The following is an 11727-nucleotide window of genomic DNA, read 5'->3' on the forward strand; positions in this document are numbered from 1 at the left end:
AGTAATAAACACAACATTTTTACAAAATACAGATTCCAGGTGGTGGTCGTTCCGAGCCATCAGTAGGATAGGCCTCCTCTCAACTTCGCATTGCGGGCGCTTGTCGCGGCTCTGCCGCGGCGCCTGTCTAGCCGATCTAGGAAACTTTAATGGACCGAGTGCGAAATCTTCTGGAGCAGATCCAGAACCGCCTTGAAGAACTGAACAAAGCGGAACGTAAAGTCGCCGAAGTCATCCTGCTCAACCCGCAGCAGGCGACTCGCTTCAGCATCGCCGCCCTGGCCCAGGCCGCTTCGGTGAGCGAGCCGACGGTCAATCGCTTCTGCCGCTCCTTCGGCGTCAGCGGCTACCCGGAACTCAAGCTGCAACTGGCCCAGAGCCTGGCCAGCGGCGCGGCCTACGTCAGCCGCGCGGTGGAGGCCGACGACAACCCCGAAGCCTACACGCAAAAAATCTTCGGCAGCGCCATCGCCTCCCTGGACAGCGCCTGCCAGGCCCTGGACCCGAACCTGATCAGCAAGGCCGTCGACCTGTTGATCCAGGCCCGGCAGATCCACTTCTTCGGCCTCGGCGCCTCGGCCCCGGTGGCCATGGATGCGCTGCACAAGTTCTTCCGTTTCAACCTGGCGGTCACCGCCCATGCCGACGTGCTGATGCAGCGCATGATCGCCTCGGTGGCCCACACCGGCGAACTGTTCGTGATCATCTCCTACACCGGCCGCACGCGCGAACTGGTGGAAGTGGCACGCATTGCCCGGGAAAACGGCGCATCGGTGCTGGGGCTGACCGCAGAGAACTCGCCCCTGGCCAAGGCCAGTACCTTGAGCCTGAACATTCCGCTGCCGGAAGACACCGACATCTACATGCCGATGACCTCGCGGATCATCCAGCTCACCGTGCTCGACGTGCTGGCCACCGGCATGACCCTGCGCCGGGGCGTGGACTTCCAGCCGCACCTGCGCAAGATCAAGGAAAGCCTCAACGCCAGCCGCTACCCGGTGGGCGACGAGTTCAACTGAGGCAGGCCGGTTCGCCGGCCTGCCGGCTACACCGCAACCTGCGCCCTACACCGCAGCCCGCGCCTGCAAGCTCAGGTGCGCCTGCTCTCCCGGCGCCAGGCGCAGGCTGTCGGTGCCCCCGGCAGCCGCTTCGACGCAGACAAACCGCGACACCTCATTCCAGCTCACCCCCAGCAGCGGCCGGCTCCCCGGATGCCAGACCACGGTGTCGGCATCGTCACCGGTATCGATGCACAGCTCGCGCTGCCAGGCGTGATCCTTGAGCTGCAATTCGCCTTCGTGCTGGAACACCCGCTGGCAACCGCCCTCGACCCGCAACTCGCCCTGCTGCTGGCAGGCCTGGCGGTTCAACTGGTCGTAACCCTGGGCGCCATCGAGCCCAGACAGCGCTACCTCACCGACGTCGCCAATACGCCAGTAAGCGTGCAAAGCCTGGCTCAACTGGCAGGGTTCAGTGTCCTGATGCTCGGTGCTCAGGCGCAGGTCCATGCTCTGGCCCAGGTGCGCATGCAGGTCGACCTTCCAGTCGCACAGCTGCAATTGCCAGTGCAGGCGCACGCCGTCTTCATCGTTGCTGCTGTCCAGCAGCTTCCAGTCCAGCAGCCGCGCCCAACCGTGGGACGGCCAGGCATTCTCGCTAGGGTGACGGCCATACCAGGGCCAGCACACCGGCACCCCGCCACGGATCGCCCCCACTTGCGGCCACTTCGAGGCGCACCACAGCCAGGGCTTCTGCCCGGCCGGCTGGAAGTGCAGCAACTGGGCGCCCTGGCGACTGAACACCGCCTGGCACAGCGGGTGATCGATCACCAGCACATCGCGCATCTGATAGCGCTCCCAGGCGAACACCGGGCGTTCGCGCAAGGATTTGAAAAAACGTTGTAGCGGATGCTCATGCATGGGCCGCGGTCCTGAAAATCACTGCTGTCTCGATATTCATGAGGGGAATGCGCCTGCCCCACAAAAAAAAGCGGACGGCCTGGGCCATCCGCAAAATGCGCACATGGAGGAGGAGCTTATCGCAACAGCTCTAGAACACCGACTGAATTTTCAGACCGGCCACCAACGCGTTATCCACCTCATCCACGCCGCCCGGGTGGGTGATGTATTGCAGGTTGGGGCGCACGGTCAGCCAGTTGGTCACGTGGAAACCGTAGTTGATCTCGTAGTTGTATTCCGTGTCGCGCAGTGGCATGTACAGCGGGTTGTCGTAGTTGCTGATGCCGTTGTCCTCGTTGATCAACTGAGCGTTCTTGCGCACATCGTCGTTGACGTGGATACGCGCGAAACCGATGCCCACGTCATCTTTCGGACGGGCGTCGAACGGGCCCTTGTAGACGAACATCAACGACTGGTAGTTATCGACGACGTTGGTGTCCTTGTCGTGGAAGGTGGCGTTGGCGGCGATGTTCAGGCCACGGGAAGCGTCACCGTTATGGGTGGTGAGTTGCTGCTGCCCGACGAACCAGTAGCCGTGCTTGCTGTTGTGCACGCGATAGGCGTCGCCTGTGTCCGCGGCGTCCTGACCGTTGACGTCCTTGCGCACATCATTGGCGTCGGCCGTGCTCTTGTAGTAACCGACGCGGTATTCGCCCGGCAGATTATTGAGCTTGGGCGACCAGACCAGTTCCACCGGCAATACCGTGCCCTTGGTGCCGCTGCCGCTGAGCTTGAAGCCGTTGCCGTGTTCCAGCTGCGACGGGTTCTGGTTGTAGGCGCCGATCTGCGCATACAGCTCGGGGGTGATGTGGTACTTGATGCGCAACGCCGCCTGGCTGACCGGCCAGTTGTACCAGATGCCGGTGGCCCAGTTGCCCACCTGGGAGCCGCAGAAGGCCAGGTTCTGGAACTCGCAGGGGAAGGTGTTGAAGTCTTCGCCCTCGCCGAAATAACCGGCCTTGACGTCCAGCTTGCCGTCGAGGAACTGGTGCTGAACCCACAACTGGGTCAGACGGACCATGTGGCCACGGCCGTAGACTTCCTGGGAGGAACTCAGGGTGCCGGCACGGGGGTCGCCGATGCGGTCATTGGAGATGTTCTGGCCGTTGCGGTTGGTCAGCTGGATCTTGGCCTGGGTGTTGTCCCAGCCCAGCAGTTTCTGCAGATCGAAGGCCACGCCAAGGCCGAACTGATCGCTGTAGCGCCCGGTCTTGTCGTCGTTGTAGCCACCACGCAGGTTGGCGCCCATTTCCCCGACGTAGTCGGCCTTGATGTCGATCCCCTGCTCGATCAGCTTGGTGCGCTCACCGCCCCAGTCGCCGGTCATCCACTTGGAGTCGGCGCTGAACGCCTCGTCGGCCATGGCATTGGCGGACAGGACCAGTGCCGCCAGCGCCGACAACTGGCAGAGCAGCCGGGTGTTGCTGTGTCGCTTTTTCATCCCTACATCCTCGTCTTTATTGTTATTAACGATCTATCCAACGTGGTTTACAGCGGGTGCGACGGATGACAGGCCATCCGCCATGGATTCAACGGCCCTTGAACTGCGCAACGTTACCGCCACGGGTTTCGCTCATCGACGCCGCAGCCGTCCCCAGGCGCTCGCCGCTCTGGGCATCGAACAGCAGCACCCGGGCCGGATCGAACTGCAGGGTCAGGGTTTCCCCGGCATCGGGCGCCTGATCCGGAGCCAGACGGCAGCAGACCTTGGTGCCATTGAGGGTGACGAACACCAGGGTGTCGGGGCCGGTGGGCTCGACCACCTGGACCTCGGCGCGCAGGGTCGGCAAGCCATTGGCTTCGGCGGGAGCCAGGGAGATCTGCTCCGGACGAATGCCGAGGATCACCTCGCGGTCTTCCAGCCCGGCGTCCTGCGGCCCCAGGGGCAGCTCGCAACGGGCCTGGCCACTGTCCAGCAGGGCCAGCAGGCGGCCGTCCTTGCGTTGCAGGCGCAGGGGAATGAAGTTCATCGGCGGCGAACCGATGAAGCTCGCCACGAACAGGTTGGCCGGGTCGTTGTAGATCTGCTTCGGCGTACCGAACTGCTGGATGATCCCGTCCTTCATCACCGCCACCTTGTCGCCCAGGGTCATGGCTTCGATCTGGTCGTGGGTGACGTAGACCGTGGTGGTCTTCAGGCGCTGGTGCATCAGTTTCATTTCGGTGCGCATCTCGACCCGCAGCTTGGCGTCGAGGTTGGACAGCGGTTCGTCGAACAGGTAGATCTTCGGCCGCCGCGCCAGGGCCCGGCCCATGGCCACCCGCTGTTGCTGGCCACCGGAAAGCTGGCCCGGCTTGCGGGTCAGCAGGTGCTCGATCTGCAGCAGCTTGGCCACCCGCGCCACTTCCGCGTCGATCTCGGCGCTGGGCATCTTGCGGATCTTCAGGCCGAAGGCGATGTTGTCGCGCACGCTCATGGTCGGGTACAGCGCGTAGGACTGGAACACCATGGCGATGTCTCGGTCCTTGGGGCTCATGCCACTGATGTCGGCGTCGTCCACCAGGATCGCCCCGCCGCTGATGTGCTCCAGCCCGGCGATGCAGTTCATCAGGGTGGATTTGCCGCAGCCGGACGGGCCGACGAGGATCAGGAACTCACCGTCGTCGATCTTCAGCTCGATGTTCTTCAGGGTGTCCGGCAGGCCGGCACCGTAGGTCTTGTTGACGTTGCGTAATTCGAGAGTGGCCATGCTTTACCCCTTGACTGCGCCGGACGTCAGCCCGCGCAGGAAATACTTGCCGGCGAAGATGTAGACCAGCAGTGTCGGCAGCCCGGCGATCATCGCCGCCGCCATATCAACGTTGTATTCCTTGGCCCCGGTGCTGGTGTTGACCAGGTTGTTCAGGGCCACGGTGATCGGTTGTGCGTCGCCGCTGGCAAACACCACGCCGAACAGGAAGTCGTTCCAGATCTGGGTGAACTGCCAGATCAGGCAGACCATGATGATCGGCACCGACATCGGCAGCAGGATCTTGCCGAAGATGGTGAAGAACCCCGCGCCGTCCAGGCGCGCCGCCTTGACCAGGGCATCCGGCACACTCACGTAGTAGTTGCGGAAAAACAGCGTGGTGAAGGCCAGGCCGTAGACCACGTGCACCAGCACCAGGCCGGTGGTGGTATTGGCCAGGCCGAACTTTCCGAGGGTGAACGAGGCCGGCAGCAGCACGGTCTGGAACGGCAGGAAGCAGCCGAACAGCAGCAGACCGAAGAACAGCTGGGAGCCGCGAAAGCGCCACATCGACAGCACGTAGCCGTTCATTGCACCGATGAAGGTGGAGATCAGCACCGCCGGCACGGTGATCTTCACCGAGTTCCAGAAGTAGCCGCCCACGGTGTCCCAGGCCTTGATCCAGCCAATGCCGTCCACCACCTGGGGCCAGCTCAGCAGGTTGCCGGTGCGGATGTCTTCCGGGGTCTTGAAGCTGGTCAGCAGCATCACCACCAGGGGAATCAGGTACACCGCCGCCGCCAGCAGCAAGGTGGCGTAGATGGCGATCCGGCTGAAGTTCAGGGTCGGCTTGGCGAGGGAGTTAGTCATGACGCTTGCCTCGCAGTTCGGAGTACAGGTACGGCACCAGGATGGTCAGCACGGCACCGAGCATCAGCATGGCGCTGGCCGAACCGATGCCCATCTGGCCCCGGCTGAAGGTGAAGGAATACATGAACATCGCCGGCAGGTCGGAGGAGTAGCCCGGGCCGCCCGCAGTCATTGCCGCCACCAGGTCGAAGCTCTTGATGGCAATGTGGGCGAGGATCATGAAGGCGCTGAAGAACACCGGGCGCAGGCTCGGCAGAACGATCTTCAGGTAGATGGTCGGCAGGCTCGCGCCGTCGACCTGGGCGGCGCGGATGATCGACTGGTCGACACCGCGCAGACCGGCGAGGAACATCGCCATGACAAAGCCCGAGGCCTGCCACACGGCGGCGATCACCAGGCAGTAGACCACCCGGTCCTGATCCACCAGCCAGTCCAGGCGAAAGCCCTCCCAGCCCCAGTCGCGGAGCATCTTGTCCAGGCCCAGGCCGGGGTTGAGCAGCCACTTCCAGGCAGTGCCGGTGACGATCATCGACAGCGCCATGGGATAGAGGTACACGGTGCGGATGAAGCCTTCCTTGCGGATGCGCTGGTCCAGCAGCACCGCCAGGAACACCCCCAGCACCAGGCTGATGGCGATGAACATGCCGCCGAACAGCGCGAGGTTCTTGCTCGCCACCCACCAGCGGTCGTTGTCCATCAGCCGCAGGTACTGCTGCAGGCCGACCCACTTGTAGCTCGGCATGAAGCTGGAATTGGTAAAGGACAGAATGAACGTCCAGATGATGTAACCGTAGAACCCCACCAGCACGATCACCATGCTTGGCGCCAGCACCAGCTTGGGCAGCCAGCGCTGCAATGCGTCCAGGGGTGAGGCCTTGCTGAAAACCGCCACAGAGCTCATCGCAATAACCCGGTTGAAGGAATGAAGTCCGACGCGCCCTCTGTAGGAGCGAGCTTGCTCGCGATAGCGATCCAGCCGTCGACACCCAGGGTGAATGTCAGGCCGTCATCGCGAGCAAGCTCGCTCCTACAGAAGGGGGGAAGCATCGTCAGATAAATCGCCGCAGACAGGGCTGCGGCGTGCGCAGTTACTGCGCGGCCTTGACCGCCGAGGCCAGTTGCGCACTGGCCTTGGCCGGGTCCGCATCCTTGTCGTTCATGAAGTTGGTGACCACGTCGAAGATCGCGCCCTGCACCGCCAGGGAAGTGGCCATGTTGTGCGCCATGCTTGGCTGCAGGCCGCCGGTCTTCTCGTCCGCCAGGAAGTCCTTGGCCGAGGCCTGGGCACAGGAGTCGAAGCCCTCGGCGCTCATGTCATTGAGCATGTCGGTACGCACCGGGATCGAGCCCTTGTTGATGCTGAAGACCTTCTGGAAGTCCTTGCCCAGCGCCACCTTGGCCAGGTCCTGCTGAGCGGCGATGTCACCCTTGCGATCGGCCTTGAGCTTGAACACCGCCAGGGAGTCGATGTTGTAGGTGAAGGCCTTGTCGGTGCCCGGGAACGGCACGCACTGGTAGTCCTTGCCGGCGATCTTCTTCGCCGCGGTCCACTCGCTCTTGGCCCAGTCGCCCATCATCTGCATGCCGGCCTTGCCGCCGATCACGTCGGCGGCGGCGATGTTCCAGTCACGCCCGGCGCGGTTGGGGTCCATGTAGCCGGTGATCTTCTTCAGCTCGGCGAAGGCCTTGACCATTTCCGGGCCGGCGAGGGTCTTCTGGTCCAGGTCCACCAGGGCTTTCTTGTAGCCTTCAGGGCCCATGACCGAGAGCACCACGTCTTCGAACACGGTGCTGTCCTGCCACGGCTGGCCACCGTGGGCCAGGGCGATGAAGCCCGCGGCCTTGAGCTTGTCGCCGGCGGCATAGAACTCTTCGAGGGTGGTCGGGGCCTTGTCGATCCCGGCCTTCTTGAACACTTGCGGGTTGATCCACAGCCAGTTGACCCGGTGGATGTTCACCGGCACGGCGACGTAGTCACCTTCGTACTTGACGGTGTTGGCCACCTTGGACGACAGCAGGCCGTCCCAGTTTTCCGCCTTGGCCACGTCCTTGAGGGTGTCGGTGCTGAGCAGGCCGGTGCTCCCCCATTCCTGGATGTCAGGGCCCTTGATCTGGGCGACGCCCGGCGGATTACCGGCCACGGCGCGGCTTTTCAGCACGGTCATTGCGGTGGAGCCGCCACCACCGGCCACGGCGCCGTCCTTCCAGGTGAAACCGTCTTTTTCCACTTGGGCCTTGAGCACATCGACGGCGGCTTTTTCGCCACCCGAAGTCCACCAGTGGACAACTTCCACGGAACCTTTGGAGTCGGCGGCGAGGGCACTCAGGGGAAACAGAGAGGCAAGGGAAATGACAGTGGCGAGGCGAGAAATCGCATTCATTTGAAGTACCTTTCTTGTTGTTATGCATGCAAGTCTGGTGCTTGCGCTGCACACGAGTCTAAACAGCCTAGTCGAACGTTCGGGTAACGAAGCGACGGTGAAATGTCACGACATGGTTACACAAGGCCCGGAACAGACGCCTGGGCCAAGGCCGAAGCCATGCTCGGCGCCAGCGGCAGGCGCGGAATCAGCACGGCTTGCCAGGCGTGATAGAGGTCCGGCTTGCCGCCCCAGATCTCGGCGGCCGGGCGGTTGTCGCGGCCCAGTTCGTGATGCCAGCTGCCCTGTTGGCGATCGATGAAATACCCTTCGCAGAACTCCCAGAAACGCCGGTACCAGACCTCGTACTGCTGCTCGCCAGTGCGCTTGAGCAAAGCGCTTGCGGCGGCGCTGGCCTCGGCATGGGTCCAGTGCAGGCGCTGGTGCACCACCGGCCGGTTGTCCCAATCCAGGGTGTAGACAATGCCCGGGGCACCGTCCACGTCCCAGCCGTGGCGGCAGTTGCTCGCGAACAGGTGCTGCGCATCCAGCGCCAGCCAGCCCGGGGTCAGCATCCCGGCCAGGCCGCGCGACGCCTCCAGGTGCAAGAGCAGGCGCGCCCATTCGAAACCGTGGCCCGGCGTGGTGCCGAAGGGACGGAAACCATCGGCGGGAAAGGCCCGGTTGTAGTCGCGCAGGGGCAGCCAGTCACAGTCGAAATGCTCGATCACCATGAAGTCGTTGGCGGCGGCGTGCTGATGGATCACCCGCTCGACGATGCGCAGGGCGCGGTTGAGCCAGCGCGGGTCCTGGGTGACATCGGCCAGGGCCAGAAAGGCCTCGGTGGCGTGCATGTTGCTGTTGGCGCCGCGATAGGCTTCCTGCTCGCTCCAGTCGCGATTGAAGGACTCAAGCATGGCGCCCTCCTCCTCGCTCCAGAAATGCCCGTCGATGATCCGGATCGCCTCCTCAAGCAGGGCCTGGGCACCCGGCCGCTGCGCCACCACCGCGGAGCTGGCGGCCAGGGCGACAAAGGCGTGCAGGTAGGCGGCCTTGGTGCTGTTGCCGTCCGCCTGCCCGGCAACGGCGAACCAGCCGCCGTGCTCGGCATCGCGCAACGGCCCCATGAGCGCGGCGATACCGTGATCCACCAGCCCGGCATAACCCGGCAAGCCCTGGACATGCGCCATGGCAAAGCTGTGGGTCATGCGCGCGGTGTTCATGGTTTCGGCTTGGGCGCCTTCGGGCAGGCGGCCCTGGGCATCGAGGTTGCCGAAGCCTTCGGCGAGCCGTGAAGCCTTGGCGAAATCCAGCAGGCGCAGGCCTTCGGCGGCGAGCCAGGAATGGTGAGCGGGCGCGTTCAGCCAACTGCGCAGCGGCAGGGGGAGAGAGTCCATGAGTGGCCTGTTGTTGTTTTTATCGAAGGCTTGAGTCTAATCAAGCCGCTCGCAACCGCAGGTAACGAAGGGCCAGCACAATGTCACCAAACCGTGACATTGCGCGGCTCCACCCGTAGGAGCCGGCTTGCCGGCGAAGAGGCCCTTGAGTCCTGCAGTGCCCTTGGGAACGCCTTCGCTGGCAAGCCAGCTCCTGCACAAGTCAGCGTCTGCACAGGCCAGCCACTCAGTCGAAGGTCCGGGGCAGGTACAGGGTCACCCGCAGGCCGCCTTCACGCAGGTTCTGCAGGCTGACTTCGCCGCCATGGCTGTGGGCGATGTTGCGCGCGATGCCCAGGCCCAGGCCGTAGCCCTGCTGCTGGCCGGCCAGACGAAAATGCGGCTCGAACACCTGCTCCAGGCGCTGCTCCGGCACACCCGGGCCTTCGTCGTCGACATGCAGGACAAAGCCGTTGTCGTCGTCTTCGATGTACAGGTGGGCGTTCTGCCCGTACTTCAGGGCGTTGTCGATCAGGTTGCCCATGCAGCGCTTGAGCGCCAGGGGCTTGCCCGGGTAGCTGGCCAGCGCCCGCCCCTGCTGGGTTACCCGGCCATTGCCGTGGGGCGCCAGGTAAGGCTCCACCAGGCAATCGAGCACCTGGTTGAGATCCACTGGCTCGATGTTCTCGTGGATGTCGGTGTCCTTGACGCATTGCAACGCGCCCTTGACCAGCAGTTCCAGTTCGTCCAGGTCGCGGCCGAACTTGGCTTGCAGTTGCTCGTCCTCCAGCAGCTCGACCCGCAGGCGCAGGCGGGTGATGGGGGTGCGCAGGTCGTGGGAGATGGCACTGAACAGCTGGCTGCGCTCGGTCAGGTAGCGGCTGATGCGTTCGCGCATGCTGTTGAAGGCCCGCCCCACTTCCACCACTTCACTGCCGCCACCCTCCGCCACCGGCTCGACGTCGGCGCCCAGGGACATGTCCCGCGCGGCCCGGGCCAGGCGCTTGAGGGGCCGGCTCTGCCAGTGCACCAAGAGGCCGATGAACAGCAGCAGAAACCCGCTGGTGAGCAGGATGAACCACACCTGCTGCGCCGGCAGGCCCTGCTCTTCGAGGCTGGTGTAGGGCTCGGGCAAGAGCGAGGCGATGTACAGCCATTCCCCCGGGGCCATCTGGATCTGGGTCACCAGCACCGGCGGATTCACCGGCTCCAGGGTCAGGGCGTAATGGGCCCAGGAGCGGGGCAACTCGTCGAGCTTGAGGCCGCCATTGAAGATCCGCAGGTCATCGGGGCTGACAAAGGTCACCGAGATATCCGCGTCATTGCCCAGGGACTGGCGCAGCACCTGTTCCACCGCCTGCAGCACCGCTTCCTTGCGTGGGGTGGCGGGCAGCACCTGCATGCCCAGGGGCTTGTCATTGAGGGTCACGACAAATCGGGTGCCGCCCATGCTGCGCAACTGGTCCAGCACCAGGGGCCGGTACGCCACCGGCAACGAACGCAGGTAGCTGACGCTGGCGGTCATCGAATGGGCCAGGCTGCGGGCGCTGGTCACCAGGCCTTCGAGCTGGGTGGCGCGCAACTGCGAAACCCAGATCACGCTGGACAGCGCCTGGGCGAACAACACCGCGAGCAAGGTCAACAGCAGCATGCGCCCCAGCAGGGAACGGGGCACCGGCACCCGCCGCAGCAGGCCGCGCAATGCCTCAGAGAGCATTGCCGGCAACCACATTGGCTGCCAACTGATAGCCGCTGCCACGCACCGTGCGGATCAGCCGCGGCGGCTTTTCGGTGTCCCGCAGGCGCTGGCGCAGGCGGCTGACCGCCATGTCGACGATGCGGTCCAGGGGCATTAGGTCGCGCCCGCGGGTGGCATTGCCGATGGTGTCGCGGTCGAGGATTTCCTGGGGATGGTCGAGGAACAGCTTGAGCAGGGCGAAGTCGGCACCGGAGAGAATCACCTCCTCGCCGTCGTTGTGGAACAGCCGGTGACTGATCACATCCAGGCGCCATTCGTCGAAGCACAATACTTCACCGGCGACCCGCTCCTGGGCGAACTGCACGCGGCGCAGCAGCGCCTTGATCCGCGCCTGCAACTCCCGGGGGCTGAAGGGCTTGCCCAGGTAGTCGTCGGCCCCCAGCTCCAGGCCGATGACCCGGTCGGCTTCGTCGGAGCTGGCGGTGAGCATGATGATCGGCACCTGGCTGCGCCGCGGGTGCTGGCGAATCCAGCGGCACAGGCTGAAGCCGTCTTCGTCGGGCAGCATCACGTCGAGGATCACCAGGTCGCTGGGCGCCTCGTTCAGGGCCTGACGAAAACCGGCGCCATCGGCGGTCGTGCGCACCTGGAAACCGCAACGGCTGAGGTAGGTTTCCAGCAGCTCGCGAATTTCCTGATCGTCGTCAACCAACAAGATCGACTTACTGACTGAACTCACCGGGGCCGTCCTCATTGTTGGGCAGGGAGCGCGATTATGCCTGATGGCGGGAGGCC

10 protein-coding genes are annotated in these 11727 nt (G+C 64.1%); 1 reads left to right on the forward strand and 9 read right to left on the reverse strand.

Annotated elements, in window-relative coordinates; genetic code table 11:
• Positions 1-158: 158 nt before the first annotated feature.
• Positions 159-1019: a MurR/RpiR family transcriptional regulator gene (locus POS17_RS23055; RefSeq protein ID WP_170001736.1), complete on the forward strand. Its 861-nt coding sequence runs from the start codon at positions 159-161 to the stop codon at positions 1017-1019.
• A gap of 45 nt (positions 1020-1064) precedes the next feature.
• On the opposite strand, the gene POS17_RS23060 is transcribed toward POS17_RS23055, so the two are convergent.
• From POS17_RS23060 to POS17_RS23100, 9 genes are all read right to left on the reverse strand, one after another.
• Entirely contained in the window at positions 1065-1919 is an 855-nt protein-coding gene (locus POS17_RS23060; RefSeq protein ID WP_060840676.1) for a D-hexose-6-phosphate mutarotase, read from the reverse strand.
• 130 nt (positions 1920-2049) lie between these two features.
• The gene (locus POS17_RS23065) at positions 2050-3399 is read right to left on the reverse strand and encodes a carbohydrate porin (protein ID WP_060840677.1); all 1350 of its coding nucleotides are present in this window, start codon (positions 3397-3399) and stop codon (positions 2050-2052) included.
• A gap of 88 nt (positions 3400-3487) precedes the next feature.
• Positions 3488-4648, reverse strand: coding sequence for an ABC transporter ATP-binding protein (locus POS17_RS23070; RefSeq protein WP_060840678.1), 1161 nt, complete (start codon positions 4646-4648; stop codon positions 3488-3490).
• A gap of 3 nt (positions 4649-4651) precedes the next feature.
• Positions 4652-5497 (reverse strand): carbohydrate ABC transporter permease, encoded by an 846-nt coding sequence (locus POS17_RS23075; protein ID WP_019094567.1) that lies wholly within the window; start codon positions 5495-5497, stop codon positions 4652-4654.
• Positions 5490-6398: a carbohydrate ABC transporter permease gene (locus POS17_RS23080; protein WP_060840679.1), complete on the reverse strand. Its 909-nt coding sequence runs from the start codon at positions 6396-6398 to the stop codon at positions 5490-5492. Before POS17_RS23080 ends, POS17_RS23075 begins: the two co-directional genes overlap by 8 nt.
• Before the next feature lie 187 nt (positions 6399-6585).
• Positions 6586-7878 (reverse strand): ABC transporter substrate-binding protein, encoded by a 1293-nt coding sequence (locus POS17_RS23085; protein ID WP_060840680.1) that lies wholly within the window; start codon positions 7876-7878, stop codon positions 6586-6588.
• A gap of 116 nt (positions 7879-7994) precedes the next feature.
• Positions 7995-9254, reverse strand: a complete 1260-nt coding sequence (locus POS17_RS23090; RefSeq protein ID WP_060840681.1) for a D-mannose isomerase — start codon at positions 9252-9254, stop codon at positions 7995-7997.
• A 226-nt stretch (positions 9255-9480) separates the two neighbouring features.
• Complete coding sequence (locus POS17_RS23095; RefSeq protein ID WP_060840682.1) at positions 9481-10950, reverse strand: ATP-binding protein; 1470 nt, start codon at positions 10948-10950, stop codon at positions 9481-9483.
• Positions 10940-11671, reverse strand: a complete 732-nt coding sequence (locus tag POS17_RS23100) for a response regulator (RefSeq protein ID WP_060840683.1) — start codon at positions 11669-11671, stop codon at positions 10940-10942. Before POS17_RS23100 ends, POS17_RS23095 begins: the two co-directional genes overlap by 11 nt.
• Between the last annotated feature and the right edge of the window lie 56 nt (positions 11672-11727).

Origin of the sequence: Pseudomonas sp. Os17 (assembly GCF_001547895.1) — a bacterium.
Classification (GTDB): domain Bacteria; phylum Pseudomonadota; class Gammaproteobacteria; order Pseudomonadales; family Pseudomonadaceae; genus Aquipseudomonas.